Origin of the sequence: Streptomyces sp. KLMMK (assembly GCF_036961605.1) — a bacterium.
GTDB lineage: Bacteria > Actinomycetota > Actinomycetes > Streptomycetales > Streptomycetaceae > Streptomyces > Streptomyces telluris.
In genome coordinates, this window is the sequence record NZ_JBAMDC010000029.1 from 22,589 (window position 1) to 44,979 (window position 22,391).

Annotated in this window: 20 protein-coding genes, 1 pseudogene and 1 other annotated feature; of the genes and pseudogenes, 9 read left to right on the forward strand and 12 right to left on the reverse strand. The window is 71.1% G+C overall.

What is annotated here, in order from left to right:
- Nucleotides 1–3: 3 nt before the first annotated feature.
- Together V7793_RS08485 and V7793_RS08490 are read left to right on the forward strand one after the other, a co-directional pair.
- Nucleotides 4–630, forward strand: coding sequence for a DUF4232 domain-containing protein (locus tag V7793_RS08485; RefSeq protein ID WP_336003821.1), 627 nt, complete (start codon nt 4–6; stop codon nt 628–630).
- A gap of 86 nt (nt 631–716) precedes the next feature.
- Entirely contained in the window at nt 717–947 is a 231-nt protein-coding gene (locus V7793_RS08490) for a hypothetical protein (protein ID WP_336003823.1), read from the forward strand.
- A gap of 51 nt (nt 948–998) precedes the next feature.
- On the opposite strand, the gene V7793_RS08495 is transcribed toward V7793_RS08490, so the two are convergent.
- Nucleotides 999–2,843 (reverse strand): NHL domain-containing thioredoxin family protein, encoded by a 1,845-nt coding sequence (locus V7793_RS08495; protein ID WP_336003824.1) that lies wholly within the window; start codon nt 2,841–2,843, stop codon nt 999–1,001.
- Complete coding sequence (locus V7793_RS08500) at nt 2,840–4,423, reverse strand: recombinase family protein (RefSeq protein ID WP_336003825.1); 1,584 nt, start codon at nt 4,421–4,423, stop codon at nt 2,840–2,842. Before V7793_RS08500 ends, V7793_RS08495 begins: the two co-directional genes overlap by 4 nt.
- Nucleotides 4,424–5,038: 615 nt before the next feature.
- Here V7793_RS08500 and V7793_RS08505 point away from each other — a divergent pair.
- Both V7793_RS08505 and V7793_RS08510 read left to right on the forward strand, forming a co-directional pair.
- On the forward strand, nt 5,039–5,359 hold the full coding sequence (locus tag V7793_RS08505; protein ID WP_336003826.1) for a transposase: 321 nt from the start codon (nt 5,039–5,041) through the stop codon (nt 5,357–5,359).
- Nucleotides 5,314–5,430, forward strand: a sequence feature (AL1L pseudoknot). It overlaps the preceding gene by 46 nt.
- Nucleotides 5,431–5,616: 186 nt before the next feature.
- Nucleotides 5,617–5,949, forward strand: a complete 333-nt coding sequence (locus V7793_RS08510; RefSeq protein WP_336003829.1) for a hypothetical protein — start codon at nt 5,617–5,619, stop codon at nt 5,947–5,949.
- Here the strand turns inward: V7793_RS08510 and V7793_RS08515 are convergent.
- Nucleotides 5,946–6,725: a carbon-nitrogen family hydrolase gene (locus V7793_RS08515; RefSeq protein ID WP_336003832.1), complete on the reverse strand. Its 780-nt coding sequence runs from the start codon at nt 6,723–6,725 to the stop codon at nt 5,946–5,948. The genes V7793_RS08510 and V7793_RS08515 overlap by 4 nt on opposite strands.
- Nucleotides 6,726–6,848: 123 nt before the next feature.
- Here V7793_RS08515 and V7793_RS08520 point away from each other — a divergent pair, with 123 nt between their 5' ends.
- The gene (locus V7793_RS08520) at nt 6,849–7,679 is read left to right on the forward strand and encodes a maleylpyruvate isomerase family mycothiol-dependent enzyme (RefSeq protein WP_336003835.1); all 831 of its coding nucleotides are present in this window, start codon (nt 6,849–6,851) and stop codon (nt 7,677–7,679) included.
- Between the two features lie 35 nt (nt 7,680–7,714).
- Here the strand turns inward: V7793_RS08520 and V7793_RS08525 are convergent, their stop codons facing one another.
- The 6 genes from V7793_RS08525 to pdhA form a co-directional block, all read right to left on the reverse strand.
- Nucleotides 7,715–9,019, reverse strand: a complete 1,305-nt coding sequence (locus V7793_RS08525) for an MFS transporter (protein ID WP_336003837.1) — start codon at nt 9,017–9,019, stop codon at nt 7,715–7,717.
- Nucleotides 9,020–9,038: 19 nt separating this feature from the next.
- On the reverse strand, nt 9,039–9,710 hold the full coding sequence (locus V7793_RS08530; protein WP_336003841.1) for a GntR family transcriptional regulator: 672 nt from the start codon (nt 9,708–9,710) through the stop codon (nt 9,039–9,041).
- 71 nt (nt 9,711–9,781) lie between these two features.
- Entirely contained in the window at nt 9,782–10,612 is an 831-nt protein-coding gene (locus tag V7793_RS08535) for a helix-turn-helix transcriptional regulator (protein WP_336003843.1), read from the reverse strand.
- Nucleotides 10,613–10,857: 245 nt separating this feature from the next.
- The gene (locus V7793_RS08540) at nt 10,858–12,288 is read right to left on the reverse strand and encodes a dihydrolipoamide acetyltransferase family protein (protein ID WP_336003845.1); all 1,431 of its coding nucleotides are present in this window, start codon (nt 12,286–12,288) and stop codon (nt 10,858–10,860) included.
- A 23-nt stretch (nt 12,289–12,311) separates the two neighbouring features.
- Nucleotides 12,312–13,292 (reverse strand): alpha-ketoacid dehydrogenase subunit beta, encoded by a 981-nt coding sequence (locus V7793_RS08545; RefSeq protein ID WP_336003847.1) that lies wholly within the window; start codon nt 13,290–13,292, stop codon nt 12,312–12,314.
- A complete protein-coding gene (gene pdhA / locus V7793_RS08550; protein WP_336003850.1) occupies nt 13,292–14,443 on the reverse strand; it encodes a pyruvate dehydrogenase (acetyl-transferring) E1 component subunit alpha in 1,152 nt (383 codons plus the stop codon). Before pdhA ends, V7793_RS08545 begins: the two co-directional genes overlap by 1 nt.
- A 363-nt stretch (nt 14,444–14,806) precedes the next feature.
- Between pdhA and V7793_RS08555 the strand changes: the two genes are divergently transcribed.
- The 3 genes from V7793_RS08555 to V7793_RS08565 all read left to right on the forward strand — a co-directional run bounded on the left by V7793_RS08555 (nt 14,807) and on the right by V7793_RS08565 (nt 17,125).
- Nucleotides 14,807–15,466, forward strand: coding sequence for a response regulator (locus V7793_RS08555; protein WP_058047412.1), 660 nt, complete (start codon nt 14,807–14,809; stop codon nt 15,464–15,466).
- A 93-nt stretch (nt 15,467–15,559) separates the two neighbouring features.
- The gene (locus V7793_RS08560) at nt 15,560–15,994 is read left to right on the forward strand and encodes a pyridoxamine 5'-phosphate oxidase family protein (RefSeq protein WP_168091715.1); all 435 of its coding nucleotides are present in this window, start codon (nt 15,560–15,562) and stop codon (nt 15,992–15,994) included.
- Nucleotides 15,995–16,009: 15 nt separating this feature from the next.
- Nucleotides 16,010–17,125 (forward strand): phosphotransferase, encoded by a 1,116-nt coding sequence (locus V7793_RS08565; protein ID WP_443057867.1) that lies wholly within the window; start codon nt 16,010–16,012, stop codon nt 17,123–17,125.
- 106 nt (nt 17,126–17,231) lie between these two features.
- On the opposite strand, the gene V7793_RS08570 is transcribed toward V7793_RS08565, so the two are convergent.
- Nucleotides 17,232–18,887 (reverse strand): protein kinase domain-containing protein, encoded by a 1,656-nt coding sequence (locus V7793_RS08570; RefSeq protein WP_336003853.1) that lies wholly within the window; start codon nt 18,885–18,887, stop codon nt 17,232–17,234.
- Nucleotides 18,888–19,270: 383 nt separating this feature from the next.
- Here V7793_RS08570 and V7793_RS08575 point away from each other — a divergent pair, with 383 nt between their 5' ends.
- Nucleotides 19,271–21,031 carry a protein kinase domain-containing protein gene (locus V7793_RS08575; RefSeq protein WP_336003856.1) on the forward strand — a complete coding sequence of 587 codons (1,761 nt, stop codon included), beginning with the start codon at nt 19,271–19,273 and terminating at the stop codon, nt 21,029–21,031.
- 194 nt (nt 21,032–21,225) lie between these two features.
- Here V7793_RS08575 and V7793_RS08580 read toward each other — a convergent pair whose 3' ends face one another.
- The gene (locus tag V7793_RS08580) at nt 21,226–21,786 is read right to left on the reverse strand and encodes a bacterial proteasome activator family protein (RefSeq protein ID WP_336003859.1); all 561 of its coding nucleotides are present in this window, start codon (nt 21,784–21,786) and stop codon (nt 21,226–21,228) included.
- A 233-nt stretch (nt 21,787–22,019) separates the two neighbouring features.
- A pseudogene (locus V7793_RS08585) lies at nt 22,020–22,391 on the reverse strand (hypothetical protein); the annotation flags it as partial.

Sequence of the window (22,391 nt, forward strand, 5' to 3'; positions counted from 1 at the left end):
CCCGTGCGGCACGGACGTGCGCTGCGCCTCGCGGGCGCGGCGCTCACCATCACCGCCGCCCTCGGGCTCACGGCCTGTGGCAGTGACGGCGGCGCGGACGACGGCAAGGGCGGCGGCAAGGGCAACGGCAAGGGCGGCAAGCCGGCGGCGAGCCCGTCCGGCGACGCCGCCGGGGCGCCCTCCGCGGACGACAGCAAGCCACAGGACAAGGGCGACGCCTGCGGCCCCGGCGACCTGACGGTCGAGGCCCGCAAGGCACCGGGCGGCCGCCTCCTGCTGGTGGCGGCGAACACCGGCGGAAAGCCCTGCACCGCTTACGGCTTCCCGTTCCTGCGCTTCGACCAGGACCAGGCGACGGCGGGCGTCGGGGAGGAGTCCAAGCCGAAGGCGCCGGTGAAGGTCGCGCCCGGGAAGGCGGCGTACGCGGGCGTCACGCCCACTGCGGCGGACGGTTCGGGCGGTCCCGGACGCGACGTCAAGAAGCTGTCGGTGACCTTCCAGACGGCGGGCGGCGACCCGCTGCCGGGCGACCCGGCGGCGCCCGCCCTGCCGGGCGGTTCGCTGCACGTCGACGACCAGGCCCGCGCCACGTACTGGGTGGACGGCGAGGCCGCCGCGCTCAAGGGCTGAGGGCTCCGGCCGATTGGCCGTTCCGGTGCGGGGTAGGCGCATGCGTGCCGGCACCGGAACGGCCAATCGATTCGGAGGCTTCAGCCATGGGCATGGGATGGTGCATCGGTCTGATCGGGATCGGAGCGGTCCTCACCTTCGCGGTGGACTGGCGCGTCGACGGGATGAACGTCCCCTTGGTGGGGCTGATCCTGATGGCGGTGGGGATCATCGGCACGTGCGCGTACGTGAGCATCTACAAGCGCCGCCAGACGCAGCCGCCGCGCCCGGCCGCGCCCGTGGTCGAGGTCGAGGAGGACCACCGCTTCACGCGGTGATCCGCACCTCTTATAGAGAAGATGACCGCCGTCTGCAGCAGACGGCCGCCGTCAGCCGTCCAGGCCCGCCAGCACCAGCGGCAGCCGGTCCGCGCCGCCCGCGGTGACCCGCACCGGGACGCCCCAGTCCTGCTGGTGCATGTGGCACGCCGGGTACTCGTTCTCCGGGTCGTCGTCGCAGGACGCCGCCATCGCGGAGACGTGCAGCACGCCTTCCGTCACGGTCTCCCCCAGCACCAGGTCCCGGCCGAGGTCCGTGCCCTGTCCCGAGCCCTCGGCGAGGAGCTCCGGCGGCGTGGAGCTGACGAGCAGGCGCGTGGAGGGCCCGTAGCGCGTGTCGAGCTTCTGGCCGGCCGGGGCCTGGAAGACGACGTCCAGCCGCAGCCGCCCGGGGGCGACGTCCGTGGCGGCGCGCTGCGTGCGGTGGGCCACGGACTCGACCCGCACGGCCTCCTCGGGCAGACGCAGCCGGGTGAGCCGGTGCCGGGCGGACTCGACGACGACGATGTCGTCGCCGGCGAGGACCGCGGCGGAGGGCTCCCGCAGGTCGGTCGCGAGGGTGGTGACCTCGCCGGTGGCGGGGTCGTAGCGGCGCAGGGCGTGGTTGTACGAGTCGGAGACGGCCACGGAGCCGTCCGGCAGGGCGGTGACGCCGAGGGGGTGCTGGAAGAGCGCCTGTGCGGCGTCCCCGTCGCGGTGGCCGAAGTCGAAGAGACCGGTGCCGACGGCGGTCCGGACGGCGAAGCCGTCCCCGTCGCGCTCGACGTACCGCAGCGCGGACGTCTCGGAGTCGGCGACCCACAGGCGGTCCCCGGCCGCGGCGAGCCCGGACGGCTGGGCGAACCAGGCCTCGCGCGCGGGCCCGTCGACGAGCCCCTCGTTGGTCGTGCCGGCCGCGACCTCGACGGTCCCGGTCTGCGGGTCGTACGTCCACAGCTGGTGCACGCCGGCCATGGCGATCCACAGCCGGTCGGCGAACCAGGCGACGTCCCACGGGGAGGACAGGGAGACCTCGCGGGCGGGGCCGGAGGTGGGCTGTCCCTGCATCCACTGCCGCCCGGTGCCGGCGATGGTCCCGACGGCGCCCGTCCGCAGGTCGTACGTCCGCAGGGCGTGGTTGACGGTGTCGGCGACGACGACCGTCTCCCCGCCCGGCAGGAGCGCGAGGCCCTGCGGCTCGCTGAAGGCGTCGGCACCGAAGCCGCGCTCGCCGCTGCCGATGCGCCGGACGACCGTCTCGCCGTCGGCGGCCAGCTCGACCAGCTGGTGGCGCGTGGAGTCGGAGACGAGGAACCCGCCGTCGGGCAGCACGACTGCCTTGCCGGGGAAGCGCAGGTCGGTCGCGACGGGCTCGGGGGCGACGTACGGCCCGTCGCCGCGGCGCAGCGTCCCCTTGGCCGCGTGCTCGGCCTCCAGCTCCTCGACGAGCTTCTCCAGCGCGTGCGCGTGTCCCTCGCCCGCGTGCTGGGCGACGACGTAGCCCTCGGGGTCGATCACGACGAGCGTGGGCCAGGCGCGCACGGCGTACTGCTTCCACGTGGCCAGCTCGGGATCGTCGAGGACGGGGTGGTGGACCTCGTAGCGCTCGACGGCGTCGACGACGGCCTGGTGCTCGGCCTCGTGCACGAACTTCGGCGAGTGCACACCGATGATCACCACGGTGTCGCGGTGCTTCTCCTCCAGCTCGCGCAGCTCGTCCAGGACGTGCAGGCAGTTCACACAGCAGAACGTCCAAAAATCGACGATAACGCACTTACCTCGCAGGTCAGCGAGGGTGAGTTCCTTGCCTCCGGTGTTCAGCCAGCCACCCTTGCCGATCAGCTCGGGGGCACGAACACGGGCACGTCGGCGGGGCGTGGGCGCGGGGGTGGCGGGCGCCGGGGCGGCATCGTTCATGCTTCAAGCTTGCCATCAGCCCGTAAACGCCGGATCACGCCCGCACGAACCGCCGGCTTTGCCCACTCGATCCGGATGCGTTGCTCGGGGATGATCCGCTGCCCACGTACTCCCTTGCTCACTTCAACCCGGTCTACGGCGAGCGACAACCGATCGCGCCGGTCTTCGTTCGTTCCGTCCGCCCACGCCTCCCGCAAGGTGACGGCGTCGAGCATGGCTGACACGTCCACGGACGGCACGGGGAGCTTGCGGAGGTCGGCACCGAGTCCCTCGATGCGCCGCCTCAAACGCTCTGAAAGCCGGTTGTAGCGTTCCACGGCAGCGGCGTCACCGAACTCGCCGCGTAAATAGCGCGCGTCCTCCAGGTCGGCCAATCGGGCTTCCTCATCCTGGATCTCGGAAGCAAGCGCATCACATTTCGCAAAGGTCGCCGGGTCAACTCGGTGCGCCCAGCGATCTGCGATCGCGCCAAGGAGCGGATCGTCCGGTTCGAGCGCCGGAAGCTTGGTGAGGAACTGTTCCGTCACGTAGTGGTCAACCGCCTCGGCCAGTGCCGACGCTCCGATGCACTGGTTGCCCGCACGGCGAGCCATGCACTGATAGCTGCCGCCCACGCGGTGCATCCGGCGACCGCAGCCGGGAACCGCGCAATGGACGAGCCCTGTGAGCAGTGCCGTCCCCTCGGGCTTCGGCCGTCGCTTTCCCGCATGGACGAACGTTCTGGATTCCAGCATGCGGATGATCTGTGCACGCTCTCCGGCCGTGATGATCCCCTCACCGATCTCGACGGTGTCCAGCGTCTCGGGGTCGCGGTACGGGAAGACCCTGCCCGTGTACTTCAGCTCGCCGTCATCCGTCCCGACGGTCTCGGATTCCGGCATCAGGCCGGCGAACGCCGGGGAGCGCAGGAGCTGCATGACGCTGGCCGCGTTCCACTGTCCGCCCCTGGGCGACAGGATCCCGTACTCGTTGAGGAGCCGGGCGATCTTGACCAACGATGTCCCGGCGAGCGCTTCATCCGCGATCAGGCGGGCGTAGACCGCATGCTCCGGGTCGTGGATGAGCTTCTTGGTGCTCGGGTCGACGAGCAGGCCGTACGGAGGCTGTCCACCGATCCACTGGCCCCTGCTCCGCAGGTGGCGCTTGGCATGGCTCACGCGCGTGCCGAGGTTCTCGGACTCGGACCGGGCGAGCTCGGCGAGCATGGCCACAGCCATGCGCGCCGATTCATTCGAGGTGTCGAGACCGTCCACGACCGAGACGAGACGGCCGCCGGCCTTCTCCATGTCATCCAGCACCTCGCCCACCTGGCCCATGCCCTTGCGGGACAGGCGGTCCAGCTTCCAGACGATCAGTGTGCCGACGACGCCGGCCGTGACTGCCGCCAACGCGGCGTCGAAACCCTTGCGCTCAACAGCCTTATAGCCGGAACGCCCCCTGTCGACGTGGACCTTACGGACAGTCAGTCTGCTGCGTTCGGCCCAGGCACGGCAGTCGGCTTCCTGCCGTTCGATTGCGGTCTTGCCATCCCGGTCCAAGGACAGGCGGAGGTACAGATCACAGATCGCGTCTTGGTGCACACAGTCAGTGTGGCGAAGGCTTTGGTGCTCTGTTGTCTATTCTCCCAAATCGAGAATGACAAATGTGTCCTCGCAGGTCGGCAGCGGAAGGCCCGGTGCCCGATCACAGATGCCTGACGCGGGCTGCCCCGACCACTTAAGGTGGTCACGCCTGGAGGGCGCCTCCAGGGGAGGCCCGAGGGGCCGCACGACAGCGACCCCCCGGATCTTTCGACGGGACCCCCAGTCAGGATCCGCTGCCGTCTCTGACCAGCTCGAGGGCAAGTCGAGCCGCATTGGCCAGAAACGAGCCACCAGCGAGAAGCACCCTGGCTGGGGCTTCTCGCATTGCGCGCAGGAGCTGTCGAACACCGGCCATGCATCACCTCCGTGCGGAATTCCGGTAAAGGTGGGCACGGTGGCGGCGCATGCTGCGGTCCTCGATCGGCTTCCGCGCGGGAACGCTATTGCAGCGCTGTGCGCCCCTCATGGCTCATCCGGGATTCGCCAGGGTTCGCCAGTGCTCGCCAGCCTGGTAGCCACGCCACCAAGCAGGGGAAACTCCATTCCCTGGAGGGCGTGAAGCCTGTAAATGCCGCCTCCCGTAGGCCATCAAGCTTGGAACTGGGGTTGCCCATGCCTGCCCAGAGGAAGTACCGGGACGATCTGCGCCAGCTTGCCGTGCGCATGGTCCGGACGACACGCGAACGCAACGGCACGTCGTACGGTTCGGTTTCGCAGGTCGCCCAAGACCTCGGCATCGGCCGGGAAACACTGAGAGCGTGGGTCCGTCAAGCCGAGATCGACACGAGGATCCGCCCGGGCAGGTCGACCGATGACGCCAAGCGCATCGCCGAGCTGGAGAAGGGCATCAACGAACTGATGCGGGCCAACAGAATCCTCAAGGAGGCAGCGGGTTTCTTCATGCGGGAGCCCGACCCGCGATCCGTTCGCTGATCGAGTTCATCGACATCCACCGACAGGAGTTCGGGGTCGAGCCGATCTGCAGAACGCTGGAGATCGCCCCGTCCACCTATTACGCCGGCAAGGCTGCCGACGCCTCACCTCGTGGACACGGAGCAGCGGCGGGGCCTCACCGTACCGGCGCGGCCGGGACGCTGGCCATCGATTACACCCTCATCGACGCACGTCGTGGCGGGACGTCATCCGAAGCGATCTACACCATCTTTGTCGTCGACCTGCCCTCCCGCGCCGTGCTCGCCTGGCGTGTCGCCAAGGACATCCAGCCTGGTTTCGTGCTCGCCGCGTTGGAGGAGGCTCTGGCCGTCCGAGCCGAGCGGATCGCTGGAACGTCCGCGCCCCGGCGGGCGCTCATCCACTGCACGCGCCGGCTCCAGGGGACCGGTGCCGCTCATCTCGTCGGAACGGCAGGAGACGACGAACTGGAGCGCACCATGCACGCACACAGCAAGGAGTACCGGGCATTCCTTCGGGGGCAAACGGGTGTGCAGTACACCCGGGACGGCCTGCTCAGCCCCACCTGGGAATGGGTGGACAAGCACAACAGGGAGGTCGCCGCCCGTTAGCGCCCCAGCACCCGGTCCTTCAGCGCCGGGAACTCCTCGCGGACCTTCGTGACCCTCGCCGGGTCGAGGTCCACGGTGAGGACCTCCTCTCCGGGGCCCGCCTCCGCGACGGTCTCGCCCCAGGGGTCGAAGACGACGCTGTGGCCGGCCTGCTCGACGCCCGCGTGGGTGCCCGCCGTGCCGCAGGCGAGGACGTAGGACAGGTTCTCGACCGCGCGTGCGCGGGCCAGCAGCGTCCAGTGGCCGCGCCGCTTGGCGGGCCAGCCGGCCGGGACGACGAAGGTCTGCGCCCCGGCGTCGACCAGGGCCCGGAACAGCTCGGGGAAGCGCAGGTCGTAACAGGTGGCCAGGCCGAGCGTGGTGTCGGGAAGGGGGAGGGTGACGGGCTCCGTGCCGGCGGTCATCAGGACGGCCTCGCCCTTGTCGAAGCCGAAGCGGTGGATCTTCCGGTACGTGCGGACGAGTTCGCCGGAGGGCGAGAAGACGAGGGAGGTGTTGCACAGCGCGCCGCCGGGGGCCTCCTCGACGATGGAGCCGGCGTGCAGCCAGACCCCCGCGTCGCGCGCCGCGGCGGACATCGCGCGGGCCGTTGGGCCGTCCAACGGTTCTGCCGCGGCAGCGAACGACTCGAAGGCGAACGCCCCCACGTGCCACAGCTCCGGCAGGACGACGAGATCGCTGCCGGCCTGCTCGTGCACGAGCGCGGCGGCGCGGGCGCGCCGCTCGGCGGCCGGCTCCTGCGGATCGACGTTTATCTGAATCAGGGAAGCGCGCACAGTACCCACCACTCTCAGCACACGAAACCTCTGCCGGGTCGCCCGTGCGCAGCGTAACTTAACTGCAGAGCACCCAGACAGCACTTGCCCCGCACCCGCTGCCCAGCACGCCCGAGGGATCACGTGACCGTCCACCCGAATCTTCAGCCGGCCATCGACGCCTGGACCCACTCCATCGAAGCCATCAACGACCTGGTCACCACGCTGGCCGAGAGCGACTGGAACCGGGCCACCGAGTGCCCAGGTTGGTCGGTGCGCGACGTCGTCTCGCACGTCATCGGCGTGGAGACCGAGATGCTGGGCGAGCCGCGGCCGATGCACACGCTGCCGCGCGACCTCTTCCACGTCACCGACGAGTTCTCCCGCTACAACGAGGTGCAGGTCGACGTGCGGCGCTGCCACACGGCCCTGGAGATGACCTCCGAGCTGGAGCTCGTCGTCATCCGCCGCTCCCGGCAGCTGCGCAACGAATCGCGCGGGCCGCAGACGGCGATCCGCTGGCCGCTCGGCTCCGGCAACGAACAGCCCCTCGAACGCGCCCTGGTGGTACGGGCCTTCGACGTATGGACGCACGAGCAGGACCTGCGGCGCGCCCTCGGCGCGCCGGGCAACCTCGACTCGCCCGCGGCCGTCATCTGCCGTGACTTCCTGCTGGGCGCCCTGCCGAAGGTCGTGGCCAAGGATGCGGGCGCGCCGCCGGGATCCGCGGTCGTCTTCGACGTGCACGGTCCGCTGGAGTTCTTGCGGACCGTGCGCGTCGACGCACAGGGCCGGGGGAAGATCGACAGCAGTGTGTCGCTGGGCCCGACGGTCACGTTCGGGATGGACTGGGAGACGTACGCCCGGCTGGCGTGCGGCCGGGTGCATCCGGAGGCGGCGGCGGGGCGGATCAAGGTGGAGGGGGACGCGGAGCTCGCGGAGGCCGTCCTCCGCGAGTTCGCGATCACTCCCTAGGCGGGGGCGCGGCCGGCTCCGGTCCGGCCGCCCGCTCACGCCGGTACGTGCACCGTCTCCACTCTCGACGCCACGATCCGCTCGCGTTCGCGCTGCTGCGCCCGGGTGCGCAGCCGCAGGATCTGCGACAGCCCCAGCGCTTCCAGGACGAAGACGGAGGCGAAGGCGACCCGGTAGTCGTCCCCGGTCGCGTCGAGCAGCACGCCCACGGCCAGGAGCGTCGTCATGGAGGCGATGAAGCCGCCCATGTTGACGATGCCGGAGGCGGTGCCCTGGCGCTCGGGCGGGTTGGCGGGGCGGGCGAAGTCGAAGCCGATCATCGAGGCGGGGCCGCACGCGCCGAGCACGAGGCACTCGGTCACCAGCAGCCACATGGGCGCGTGCGCGCCGGGCCAGCCGGCCACCGCCGCCCACACCAGCGCGGTCGCGGCGACCGTGCCGAGCGCGAGCGGCAGCCGGGCCGCGTGGTGGCGGGCGATGATCTGCCCGTAGACCAGGCCCACGGCCATGCTGGAGAGCACGACCAGGGTCAGCAGCAGCCCCGCGGTCTCCCGGGACAGGCCCTCCTCCTCGACGAGGAAGGGCATGCCCCACAGCAGCAGGAAGACCATCGCGGGGAACTGCGTCGTGAAGTGCACCCACATGCCGAGCCGGGTGCCGGGCTCGCGCCAGGCCCGGGCGATCTGCCGGCGGACGAAGCCCTTGCCGCCGGCGGGTGCGGTCACCGGCGGCTCGTGGCCCTCCGGGTGGTCCTTCAGGAACAGCAGCATCAGGACGAGGGCGAGCACGCCGGCGGCCGCGCTGCCGCCGAAGGTGGCGGTCCAGCCGGCCGAGTGCAGCAGCCGGGCCAGGAGCATCGTGGAGACGAGGTTGCCCGCCATGCCGAAGAGCGCCGCGACCTGCGCGATCAGCGGGCCGCGGCGGGCGGGGAACCAGCGGGCGCCCAGGCGCAGCACGCTGATGAACGTCATCGCGTCGCCGCAGCCGAGCAGGGCCCGGCTGGCCAGGGCCGTCCCGTAGGAGTGGGAGAGGGCGAAGGCGAGCTGCCCGGCGGTGAACAGCACGGCGCCGAGGGCCAGCACCTTCTTGGTGCCCAGCCGGTCGATCATCAGGCCGACGGGTATCTGCATGCCCGCGTAGACGAGCAGCTGGAGTATGGAGAAGGTGGACAGCGCGGAGGCGTTGATGTGGAAGCGTTCGGCGGCGTCGATCCCGGCCACGCCGAGGCTGGTGCGGAAGATGATCGCGACGAAGTACACCCCGACGCCGATCCCCCAGACGGCGACCGCGCGCCGTCCGCCGGGTGGGTCGCCGGGCAGCGCTGCAGCCCCCTGACTCATCGGTGGTCCCCCCGCCCGTTCATCGGATCTCGCCCCGGGCCAGGTTGCGCACCCAGCTGACGTGCTGGTCGATGACGGCGACGGCGCCCTCGGCGTCACCGGCGCGCAGGGCTTCGAGGATCTCGGTGTGTTCGCTGTGGTTCTTGGCGATGCGGTCGGGGTGGGCGTGCATCACGGCCACGCCCATCCGCAGCTGCCGGTCGCGCAGCTGGTCGTAGAGCCGGGAGAGGATCTGATTGCCGGCGCTGCGCACGATCTCGGCGTGGAAGGCGCGGTCGCTGACGGAGACCGCGGCCAGGTCGCCGGCGGCGGCCTGGCGGCCCATGTCGTCGAGCAGTTCCTCCAGGCGGGCGATGAGCAGGGGGGAGGCGGGGACGGCCTTGGCCGCCGCGTACTTCTCCACCAGCAGCCGGGTCTCGACCACGTCCGCGATCTCCTGGGCGGAGACGGGCAGGACGAGGGCGCCCTTCTTCGGGTAGAGCTTGATCAGCCCCTCGGCCTCCAGGCGGAGCAGCGCCTCGCGCACGGGGGTCCGCGAGACCCCGGTGGCCTCGGCCAGGTCTCCCTCGGTGAGCAGCGTGCCGCCTTCGTAACGGCGGTGCAGGACGGCTTCCTTGACGTGTGCGTAGACGCGTTCGGCGGCGGGGGGCTGCTTGGTCCGCTGGAGCGGCACGGGCGGGGCGGTTGGCATGAGCACAGCTTAGATACAACATATATACGCAGAAAGAGGGGGTCCGCGATCCGGACAAGGGGCGTCCGGGTTTACGGCCCCGTCCAGCCGTCCGCGGGCGTGATGAAGACGAACCTCAGGTCAGGACGCTGTATCGGCAACAGGACATGACTGGTCACCCGCACCTCCCGTCCACCGTGGAACGGCAGTTGCAGCCGGAAGACGTCGCCGTCGCGGTGCTCGACGACGTCGTGCTCCTCGGACCAGATGCGCCGGCAGTCGGCGTCCGCGTCGAGGATGTCCCGTACGAGCGTGCGCAGTTCGGCGTTGCCGGGGTTGCTGTTGGCGGCGACGCGCAGCATGGCGAGGTAGGTACGGGCGCAGGCGTCCTCCCAGTCGAGCATCTGCTCGCGGGCCTCGGGGTCGAGCAGCGCCCAGCGCATGAGATTGGCGCCGGGCCGGCGCGCCCAGGGAAACCACTCGCCCATGAGGGAATTCGCCGCGACGATATTCCAGGCCACATCGGAGAGATAGGCGGGATAGGACACCTGCTGTTCCAGCAGGGCTTTGACGCCGTGCGGCAGATCGCCCGGACCGCCCGGTTCGCGGGAGAGTCCGCCGGGCGGCCGCCGGCCGCACACGGCGAGAAAGAGCGTGAGCGTCTCGGCCTCGCTCAGCCGCAGTGCGCGGGCGACCCGGAGCAGGAAATTCTCGGAGAAGTCCTGCCGGCGGCCGGCCTCCAGTGCGCGGTACCAGCCCTCGCTCACGCCGGTGAGCCGGGCCACGTGGGCCTGGGAGAGGCGGCGGCCGGGGCGCGGGAAGACACCGCGCAGCTCGGGGACGGTGCGCGCGTCCACGCGCGCCCGCCAGGCGCGGAGAAGACGGCTGATGGATTCCCCGTCCACGTGGTCGGCGCCGTCCACGCGTCCTCCAATTCCGACACTGCAAGTGTTGGTCAATCTTAAGTAAATTGCGCCGCACGGGCTATTCCAGCCGCTGACCTGGGTGGATTCCCGAGGCCGCTCCGCATGACGGCAGAGGCCCGGACGCTGTTCTCTCTCCTCGCTGGAGGGGGGTGAGGAGGGAGGCGTCCGGGCCTTTTGTCGTTTCTTGTTCAACTATTGGTTATTGCACCAGGTGTCATTGCCCGGTACACCGCTCCGGGGCGTTATCCCCAGGTGATCAGCCGCTGCGGATTCTCGAGCACGGCGGCCGTGTCGGCCAGCACCTTCGAACCCAGCTCCCCGTCCACCAGACGGTGGTCGAAGGAGAGCGCCAGCGTCGTCACCTGGCGCGGCTTGACCTTGCCCTTGTGCACCCACGGCTGCAGCTTGATCGCACCCACGGCCAGGATCGCCGACTCGCCCGGGTTGAGGATGGGCGTGCCGGTGTCGACGCCGAAGACGCCCACGTTGGTGATGGTGACCGTGCCGCCGGACATGGCCGCCGGGCTCGTCTTCCCCTCGCGGGCGGTCGCCACCAGCTCGGACAGCGCCGTGGACAGCTCGGGGAGCGTCCTGGCGCCCGCGTCCTTGATGTTCGGCACGATCAGCCCGCGCGGCGTGGCCGCCGCGATGCCCAGGTTCACGTAGTCCTTGCGGACGATCTCCTGGTTGGCCTCGTCCCAGGACGCGTTCACGTCCGGGTTCCGCTTGATCGCGACGAGGAACGCCTTCGCGACGAGCAGGAGCGGGTTGACCCGCAGCCCGGCCATGTCGGGGTCGTCCTTGAGCTTCTGCACGAGCTTCATCGTGCGGGTCACGTCGACGGTGACGAACTCCGTGACGTGCGGCGCGGTGAAGGCGCTCGCGACCATCGCCTGGGCGGTGGCCTTGCGCACGCCCTTGACCGGGATCCGCGTCTCGCGCGCGGCGAGGTCCGTCCCGGCCGCGGGCACCTCCGCGACGGCCGCCGGCTCCTCCGCGACCGGGGCAGTCGCGGCCGAGGCGGCGGCGTGGACGTCCTCGCGGGTCACGATGCCGTCGGCACCGGACGGCACGACGGAGGCGAGGTCGACCCCGAGGTCCTTGGCGAGCTTGCGCACGGGGGGCTTGGCGAGGGGACGGGCGCCCGCCGGTGCGGCGGGGGCGGGCTTCTCCGCCGCCGGAGCGGGGGCGGGGGCCACGGCCGCGCTCCCGTTGAGCTCCGCCTGTATGGCGGCGGCCACAGGCTGGGCCGGAACGGCCTGCTGCTTGCGCGCGCGGCGCTTCGTGGACGACGGCGCCGCGCCGTAACCCACGAGCACGGCCTGCCGGCCCTGGGTCTCCTCGGGCTCGGCGGCGGCCGGCGCCGCGGCCGGTGCGCTCTGCTCCGGCGCAGCCGGCCCCGCACCGGGCTCGGTGTCGACGGAGATGATCACCTGGCCGACGTCGACCGTCGTCCCCTCGGGGAAGCGCAGTTCGTGCACGACCCCGTCGAAGGGGATCGGCAGCTCCACGGCGGCCTTGGCCGTCTCGACCTCGCACACCACCTGCCCGTCGGCGACGGTGTCGCCGACGGCCACGTACCACTTGAGGATCTCGGCCTCGGTGAGCCCCTCGCCCACGTCGGGCATCTTGAACTCGCGGAAGCGCTGGTCGTTCGCGGTCCTTGCAGTCATGGTCACGACTCTCCTCAAACCCCTCAGTACGCCAGCGCGCGGTCGACGGCGTCGAGCACCCGGTCCAGACCCGGAAGGTACTCGTCCTCGAGCCGGGACGGCGGGTAGGGCGCGTGATATCCGCCGACCCGCAGGACCGGTGCCTCCAGGTGGTAGAAGCAGCGCTCCGTGATCCGGGCGGCGATCTCCGCGCCGGTGCCCAGGAAGACCGGGGCCTCGTGGACGACGACCAGGCGTCGGGTGCGCTCCACGGACGCCTGGATCGCGTCGAAGTCGACGGGCGACATCGAGCGCAGGTCCAGGACCTCCAGGGACTTGCCCTCCTCCTCGGCCGCGGCCGCGGCCTCCAGACAGGTCTTCACCATCGGCCCGTAGGCGGCGAGGGTGAGGTCCGTGCCCGGGCGGGCGACGCGGGCGGCGTGCAGGGGGGCCGGGATGGCCTCCGTGTCCAGCTCGGCCTTGTCGTGGTAGCGGCGCTTGGGCTCGAAGTAGATCACCGGGTCGTCGCTCTGGATGGCCTGCTGGAGCATCCAGTAGGCGTCCGAGGCGTTCGACGGGGAGACCACCTTCAGACCCGCCACATGGGCGAACAGCGTCTCGGGCGACTCGCTGTGGTGCTCGACGGCACCGATGGCGCCGCCGTAGGGGATACGGATGACGACCGGCAGCTTGATCTTGCCGAGCGCGCGGGCGTGCATCTTCGCCAGCTGGGTGACGATCTGGTCGTACGCCGGGAAGACGAACCCGTCGAACTGGATCTCGACGACGGGGCGGTAACCGCGCAGGGCCAGGCCGATCGCGGTGCCGACGATGCCGGACTCGGCGAGCGGGGTGTCGATGACCCGGTCCTCGCCGAAGTCCTTCTGCAGGCCGTCGGTGACGCGGAAGACGCCGCCGAGCTTGCCGACGTCCTCGCCCATGACGAGGACCTTGGGGTCGTTCTCCAGCGCGGTGCGCAGCGAGGCGTTGATCGCCTTGACGATCGAGAGCTTCTGGGCGGTCATCAGTGGCTCTCCTCGGCGAACGAAGCCTGGTAGGCGGCGAACTGGGCGCGCTCCTCGTCGACGAGGGCGTGGCCGTCGGCGTAGATGTTGTCGAAGATCGCCATGTTGTCCGGGTCCGGCATGGTGCGGACGCGGTCGCGCACGTGCTTGGCGAGCTCGTCGGCCTCGGTCTCCAGAGCGGCGAAGAAGGCCTCGTCGGCGTGGCCCGCGCGCTCCAGGTACGCGCGCAGGCGCGCGATCGGGTCCTTGGCCTCCCACAGCTCGCGCTCCTCGTCGCGCCGGTAGCGCGTCGGGTCGTCGGAGGTGGTGTGGGCGCCCATGCGGTACGTGAAGGCCTCGATCAGCATCGGGCCCTGGCCGGTGCGGGCCCGGTCCAGGGCGGCCTTGGTGACGGCGAGGCAGGCGAGGACGTCGTTGCCGTCGACGCGGACGCCGGGGAAGCCGTAGCCCTGCGCGCGCTGGTAGAGCGGGACGCGGGTCTGCTTCTCGGTGGGCTCGGAGATGGCCCACTGGTTGTTCTGGCAGAAGAAGACGACCGGGGCGTTGTAGACGGCCGCGAAGGTGAACGCCTCGGCCACGTCGCCCTGGCTGGAGGCGCCGTCGCCGAAGTAGGCGATGACGGCGGAGTCGGCGCCGTCCTTGGTGATCCCCATGGCGTAGCCGGTCGCGTGCAGGGCCTGCGAGCCGATGACGATCGTGTAGAGGTGGAAGTTGTTCTCGTTCGGGTCCCAGCCGCCGTTGTTCACGCCGCGGAACATGCCGAGGAGGTTGGTGGGGTCGACCCCGCGGCACCAGGCCACGCCGTGCTCGCGGTAGGTCGGGAAGACGTAGTCGTCGGGACGGGTCGCCCGGCCGGAGCCGATCTGGGCGGCCTCCTGGCCCAGCAGGGAGGCCCACAGGCCCAGCTCGCCCTGGCGCTGCAGCGTGGTCGCCTCGGCGTCGAACCTGCGGGTCAGCACCATGTCGCGGTACAGGCCACGCAGTTCCTCGGCGGTCAGGTCGATGGAGTAGTCGGGGTGCTCGACCCGCTCGCCCTCCGGCGTCAGCAGCTGTACGAGCTCGGGTGCGCCCGCCGCCGCGGCGGTCTTGGCGCCGGCGCGCTTGCTGCCGCCGCGGCGCGGCTTGCGCGCGGCAGTGCTGTCCACAGTCACGTGTGCTCCTCCGTCTGTCCGGCCCCCGGGGTCGCCGGCGGCCAGAGGGGGTTCCCCCGCCGTGAGGCAGGAGAATGCTCGCTCGATCCCCGACGGCACACGGGGTGGGTGTGCCGAGGCCGGAACCGGGCGTGACAGGCGCCCCGGCGAAAGGCCTGCAATAAGCACGTTACCCAGAAGGCCGCATTCCTGCGAAACCCCACCTGACCTGCAATTTTGCTTGGATTTCCAAGTAAATCGAGAAAGCGGGGCGACGCTCCTGGTCACGACCTTGTGAGCACAGCCCGTGCGGGCTGCCGGAACGACGGCACGTTATCCCGGAGGACAAGAGCAGGGGAAGACTCGGTGTGTGAGACTGGCCCTGTGCCCGAACAAGGAAAAATCACGGTATTTCTGCTCGACGACCACGAGGTCGTCCGGCGCGGGGTGCACGAGATGCTCTCCGTCGAGGCCGACATCGAGGTCGTCGGGGAGGCCGGTACGGCCGCCGACGCACTGGTGCGCATTCCGGCCACACGACCGGACGTCGCAGTTCTGGACGTTCGCCTTCCGGATGGCAGCGGCGTCGAAGTCTGCCGGGAAATCCGTTCGCAGGATGAGCACATCAAATGCCTGATGCTCACCTCCTTCGCCGATGACGAGGCACTCTTCGACGCGATCATGGCGGGCGCGTCCGGTTACGTACTGAAAGCCATTCGTGGCAATGAGCTGCTCGCCGCCGTACGGGACGTGGCGGCCGGGAAATCCCTGCTCGACCCGGTGGCGACGGCGCGGGTGCTGGAGCGGCTGCGCGACGGCAAGGCCCCCAAGGGCGACGACCGGCTCGCGAGCCTGACCGACCAGGAGCGCCGGATCCTGGACCTGATCGGCGAGGGCCTGACCAACCGCGTGATCGGCGAGCGCCTGCACCTGGCCGAAAAGACGATCAAGAACTACGTCTCCAGCCTGCTCTCCAAGCTCGGCATGGAGCGGCGCTCCCAGGCGGCGGCGTACGTGGCCCGGCTGCAGGCCGAGAAGCGGTAAATCTACGGTAAACCGGTGATTCAGGACCTATGACCCACACCAAAGGGGCGGGTGTCCCTGGAGGCGGGTGAGACGGGCGTGCACAGTGGTGCCATGCTCTCCGCGCCGCCCGACCGATACCGAGCCCTCGAACTGCTCGGCAGCACCCCGTACGGCCGCCTTTCGGTCAGCATGCGCGCACTCCCCTTCGTCACCGTCGCCCGCCACGTCGTCTCCGGCGGGAGCGTCCTGCTCCGCCTCCACGGCGACTTCGGCTACGCCCAGGCCTGCGACGGCAACGTCGTCGCCTACGGCGCCGACAACCTGAGCGACCGGCGCGAGGGCGACGAGGCGGTGTGGACCGTGCAATTCGTCGGCACGGCACGCCTCTTCATCCCTTCCGGGGACGACCTGGAGCGCTTCGGACGGCCGCCCCGCACGGCGGACGCCGCACCCTTCCGGCCCGAATACCTGTGCATCGAACCGCAGTTCATCACCCTGCATCACCTTGAAGGGGTCCCCGCGCGACAGGCCGCGCACTCAGCGTGATCTAACATTTGGGACGTGCCACGCTCACTTGTCACCGATGTCCCGCCCACCGCCCCACCCGACATCGGACCCGGCATCGGCACCCTGCGCACGCTGCTGCGCCGCTACGACCGGGCCGGCGAGCCCGTCTCCTGCATCCCGCTGACCGAGGGCCTCCTCAACCGCGGCTACCGCCTCACCACCACCCGCGGCGACTTCTTCCTCAAGCACCACCTCGACGGCGACCAGGCCGCCATCGCCCGCCAGCACGGCGTCACCCTGCGCCTGGCCGCCCTCGGCCTGCCCGTCGCCCCGCCCGTCGCCCGCACGGACGGCACGACCGTCACCGTCCTCGGCGGCCGCTGCTACGCCCTCCACCCGTGGGTCGACGGCCGCCACCGCGACGGCGGCGAACTGACCCGCACCCAGTCGCGCAAGCTCGGCGCCCTGCTCGGCCACGTCCACACCTGCCTGGCCAAGGTCTGCCGCGAGGAGCCCCCCGACGGCCCGCCGGGGGCCGCAGAAGGCCCTGGAGGGGCCTGTGAGGGCCTGGGAGGGGGCCGGCGGCCCGCGGACGCCTCGGCGGACCCCCAGGACACGTACGCCCTCATCGAGGAGCTCCTCGGGCTCGTACGCCGGGGCAGGGGCAGCCGGCCCCGCGACTCCTTCGACGAACTCGCCGAGCACCGGCTGATCGAGCGCCGCGCCCTGCTGGAGCGCCACGCCCACCGCCGCCCAGCCGACGGCACCGCCCCCGGCTGGGTGCACGGAGACTTCCACCCGCTCAACCTGCTCTACCGCGGCGGCGAACCCGCCGCGATCGTCGACTGGGACCGCCTCGGCGTGCAGCCCCGCGCCGAAGAGGCCGTCCGCGCGGCCGTCATCTTCTTCCTGCGCCCCGACGGCACGCTGGACCTCGCGAAGATACGCCCGTACGCGCGCGCGTACCGGCGGGCGAGCGGCGCGGACCCGGCCGAGCTGGGCGCGGCCGTCCACCGCGTGTGGTGGGAGCGGCTGAACGACTTCTGGATGCTGCGCTGGCGCTACCAGCTGGGCGACCACCGGGCGGACCCCGGCTTCCCGGCTTCAGCGGCGCTGACGGTCTGGTGGACACGTTCGTACGAGGCGGTGCGGGACGCGTTCACGGAGTGAGCCGGGGGCACCGCAGGGCGCTTCCCCGCGCACATGACCGAGGGCACCCGATGCGCTATCGGGTGCCCTCAAGTACTTACCGCTTCCCGGCCGCTTCCCGGCCGGATCAGGTGCCCGGGGTCGTACCCGTGCCGCCCTGGCCGGCGGTGGTGCCGACGGTGCCGGACTGCCCGGTCGTGGTGCCCGTGGTCGTACCGGTGCTGCCGGACTGGCCCGTGGTGGTGCCGGGCTTGTTGTCGCCGCCGCCGGTGGACGGCTTGGTCGACGGGTCGGGCTGGGTCGACGGGTCCGTCGAGGGCGGGGCGCTGGACGGCGGCGCGGACGTCCCGTGCGACGGCTTCTGCCGGCCGGTGCCCTCGTCGGTGTCCGTGGTGTCGTCCTCGCTGTCCGAATCGCGCTGACGCCCCGTGCCGCCCGTCGTGCCGTTGTGGCCCGGGGAGGGGGACTTCTGGGCGTCGGGGCTCTGCGAGCCGGAGGGGCCGGGGGTGGACGGGCCGACGGAGGTCTTGTCGGGCTTCCTCTCCGTCTTGCCGCCGCTCGTCTGGAACGCCTTCAGCGCATACACCGCGCCCGCCACCAGCACGATCGCCACGACGGCGGCGACGAGCAGCATCCTGCCCTTGCCGCCGTTCCGGCCGCCGTTGCCGCCGTAGCCGTCGAAGCCGCCGTCGTCGCCGTGGCGGGGCGGCAGTATCGGCTGCTGGGAGGTGCCGCCGCCGTGCTGCGGGTGCTGCATGGCAGTGGTGTGCGGGCCGCCGACGGCGCCCATCACCTGCGTGGCGCCGCCCAGGTGGTCGATCGGGCCCGTGTCCCAGGCGCCGGAGTGGGCGCCCGCGTCGTGCAGCATCTGCAGGGCGTACTGGACCAGCCCGCGCATCTCCTCGGCGCTCTGGAACCGGTCGTCCGGGTCCTTGGCGAGGGAGCGCATGACCAGGCCGTCGAGCTCCGGCGGCACGCTGCCGAGGACCTGCGACGGCGGCACCGGCATGTCCTGGACGTGCTGGTAGACGACCGAGAGCGGGGTCTCGCCGGTGAACGGCGGACGCAGCGCCAGCAGTTCGTACAGCAGGCAGCCGGTGGCGTAGAGGTCCGAGCGGGCGTCGACGGTCTTGCCGAGGGCCTGCTCGGGCGAGAGGTACTGGGGGGTGCCCATGACCATGCCGGTCTGGGTCATGGTGGAGGCCGCGCCGTGCAGGGCGCGGGCGATGCCGAAGTCCATGACCTTCACCGCACCGCTGTTGGTGATGATCACGTTGGCGGGCTTGATGTCACGGTGCACGATGCCGTGCTGGTGGCTGTAGGCCAGGGCCTCCAGCACGCCGGAGACGATGATGAGCGCCTGCTCGGGCGGCGGGGCGTCGGCGTTGAGCAACAGGTCGCGGATGGTGCGGCCTTCGACCAGCTCCATGACGATGTACGGCACGACGTTGCGGCCGACGGTGTCCTCGCCGGAGTCGTAAACGGCGACGACCGCGTGGTGGTTGAGCCCGGCGACCGACTGCGCCTCGCGGGTGAAGCGGGCCTTGGACACCGGGTCCTCGGCGAGATCGGCGCGGAGCAGCTTCACCGCGACCGTGCGGCCCAGGCGCACGTCCTCGGCGGCGAAGACCTCGGCCATGCCGCCGCGGCCCAGCCTGTGCGTGAGGCGGTAACGGCCGTCCCCGACGAGCCCCCCGTTACCCCACATTTCCGGCACATCGGGCATTCCGCCCTCGTTGGCGTCAGGGTCGGACGGACCCTGGGCGCTCTGCGTCTGTGCCATCAGTCCTCGCCGTCGTGTCTGGCCGCGTCGCGCGGAAGGCGCTGCGGTGGGAAAACGGTCTTCCGCTAAGGCACGCTACAGGTTCCACGGCGCGCGCCGGTCCGGGATGGACGCGCTATCAAACCCGTACGGGCCTGGGCAAGGCAAATCTCGTGACGTCTTGTCGCGCATCCCGTCACGGAACGGGCACGCGGCTTGACGTGCCCGCGGCCTGGGGCAGACTTGGCCGAGATATATCGACAGAACCGACGGAACAGGGCCGCACGGATCACCGTACGGATCGCCGGGCCGGCGGACCATAAGCCGAATCACATGCCAAACCGTATGCCGAACCGAATGCCGGAACGTATGCCAGGCAGTGCGCCCAAGGGGGAAGTAGAACGATGAGCCAGGACGGCGCGCAGGGCCGCTACACGGGCCGGTCTGTCGGTGGCGGCCGCTACCAGCTCCGCGACCTGCTGGGCGAGGGCGGCATGGCCTCCGTCCACCTGGCCTACGACTCCGTCCTGGACCGTCAGGTCGCCATCAAGACGCTCCACACGGAGCTGGGCCGCGAGGCGTCCTTCCGCGAACGGTTCCGGCGCGAGGCGCAGGCCGTCGCCAAGCTCACACACACCAACATCGTCTCGGTATTCGATACGGGCGAGGACGACCTGGACGGGTCGACCATGCCGTACATCGTCATGGAGTACGTCGAGGGCCAGCCGCTGCGCTCCGTCCTCGACGCCGACGTGCACCAGTACGGCGCCATGCCGGCCGAGAAGGCGCTGAAGATCACCGCCGATGTGCTGGCGGCGCTCGAGGTCAGCCACGAGATGGGCCTGGTCCACCGCGACATCAAGCCCGGCAACGTGATGATGACCAAGCGCGGCGTGGTCAAGGTCATGGACTTCGGCATCGCCCGCGCCATGCAGTCCGGCGTCACGTCGATGACGCAGACCGGCATGGTCGTCGGCACCCCCCAGTACCTCTCCCCCGAGCAGGCGCTCGGGCGCGGCGTCGACGCCCGCTCGGACCTGTACTCGGTCGGCATCATGCTCTTCGAGCTGCTGACCGGGCGGCTGCCGTTCGACGCGGACTCCCCGCTGGCCATCGCCTACGCGCACGTCCAGGAGGAGCCGGTCGCTCCCTCCTCGATCAACCGCTCGATCCCGCCGGCGGTCGACGCCCTGGTCGCCCGGGCGCTGAAGAAGAACCCGAACGAGCGCTTCCCGAGTGCCGAGTCCATGCGCGACGAGTGCGCGCGGGTGACGAGCACGGCGCAGACCGCGCCCTCGCCGATCATCATCGCGGGCGGCCCGCCGGCGCGCAGCGGCGCGGGCGTCAGCTCCGCCGTCTTCCCGCCCGTCGACCAGCAGACCCCCGCACCGGGCCCGGGGGGCGTCCAGACGCCCTACCAGGCCCCGGGGGCGCCCGGGCCGTACAACGGCGGCTACGGGCCCTCCTCGGGCGCCCAGCAGGCCGCCCAGGGCCCCGGGGGCTACCCGACGCCCGTGGCCCCCTTCCAGGGCGCCCAGGGCCCCAGCACGCCCCCGCCCTACTCGGTCAGCCCGTCCTCCGGCCCGTCGACCTCCGTCGGGTCGCCGTCGGGCGGCGGCAAGAGCAACAAGCCGGTCATCATCGGCTCCGCCGTCGTCGCGGGCCTCGCGGTCATCGGCGTGATCGCGGCGATCACGCTGAGCGGCGGCGGGAAGAAGAACGAAGAGGCCGGGGGCACCACCGGCGGAACGCAGAGCCAGGCGCCCGTGACCCCGGGCGGCGGCACGACCACCGGCGGTGGCGGCGGCACCAGCGGCGGCGGCACGACCACCGCGGGCGGCACCACCGGCGGCTCGCAGAGCAAGCACAAGGAGGGCGACAAGAGCAAGACCATCGACCCGTCCAAGTGCACCAAGGCCTACGAGTACTACAGCGACAAGTCGAAGAAGTCGTCCCCCGACTTCCGGTACATGTACATCGACTCGGTGAAGTCGTGCCTGCAGGCCGCCGGCTGGAAGTACCGGATCGACGTGTCGCCCGAGAACACGTGGGGCAAGGGCACGGTGCTCAACCAGGTGCCGGCCGCGGGCGACCCGTTCGACCCGAAGTCGCCGTCGGACCAGTTCGTGCTGACCGTCTCGACGGGCGACCCGGCCTCCTCCTGATCAGCCCGGGCGGGGCCTCCGGGCCCGGTCCCGTGGGTGTGTGCGCGTGGTGCGTGTGCTTGTGCGTGTGCCCGGTACGTCTTGAGTGGACGTACCGGGCACACGCACAAGCGGAATGACGCTTATTCAGTTTCGGTCTTCAAAGGCTTCAAAGGCCTTCAAGCGCCTTCAAGGGCCTTCAAGGGCTCGGGCCCTTAAAGGTAGGGGCCTGAACGCGCGCCGCCGTGCTGCGTGCCCTCGCCGTCGTCCTCACCGAGGACACCGGCCGGCAGCGCCCGGCGCATCTGCTCCAGCTGGGCGCGGGCCGCCATCTGCTGGGCGAACAGCGCGGTCTGGATGCCGTGGAACAGGCCTTCCAGCCAGCCGACCAACTGGGCCTGCGCAATGCGCAGTTCCGCCTCGGTGGGCACCGTGTCGTCGGTGAACGGAAGCGACAGGCGCTCCAGCTCCTCGACCAGCTCGGGGGCCAGGCCGTCCTCCAGCTCCTTGACGGAGCTGCGGTGGATCTCCTTGAGCCGGACCCTGCTCGCCTCGTCGAGAGGGGCGGCCCGCACTTCCTCCAGCAGTTGCTTGATCATGCTGCCGATGCGCATGACCTTCGCCGGCTGTTCGACCATCTCCGTCACCGGGACCTCGCGCGACTCGTCGTCGCCCTCCCCGCCGCCGGGGCTGGCGCTGCCGAGAGCCATGCCGTCCGGGCCTACGACCAGGACCTGCGGGCTCTCCTGCGACCGTTCATTCCTCGGCATATCCATGCCGCCATTCTCTCGCACATGTGATTTCCCCCTGTTGATGCCCCCGTACACGCCTGATCCACCGTGCCACGCGCTCTGACGCGCGCCCCTTTTTCACTCCGTGCGCCCCTTTTTCCCCGGCTTTCCCGGGCAGTTCGTCATTTCCGCGGCATCGCGTACGGCATCTCATCGCCTTAACGCCGCCCGAGACGCCGGGACCGCGGCCCATCGCGAGCCCATCGCGGCCTCGCGGCCTATCGCGGGCGCCTCAGCCGCAGGGCGAAGAAGCCGAGGCCGAGACCGGTGAGGGCGAGGCCCGTCCCGAGGGGCAGGACGCGCAGCACACGGTCGCCGTAGGCCGCGCTCCTGGCGTTGCGGGCGGCGGCGGTGCGGGTGGAGACGGGGTCGGGCGTCACCGGCCCGAAGGGGCCCTGCGGCTGCTCGGCGGCGCCGTCCGCCTCGTCGGCGGGCGCCGGGGGCCCGGTGCCCGGGGCTCCTTCCCCGGGCGCGTCCTCCACGGGGCCGGCCGCCTCGCTGCTGTCGCCGGAGGGGGCCTCGGAGGGGCCCGCCGACGGTGATCCGGCGGAAGGACCGGACGGGCCGGACGGGCCGGATGTCCCGGAGGG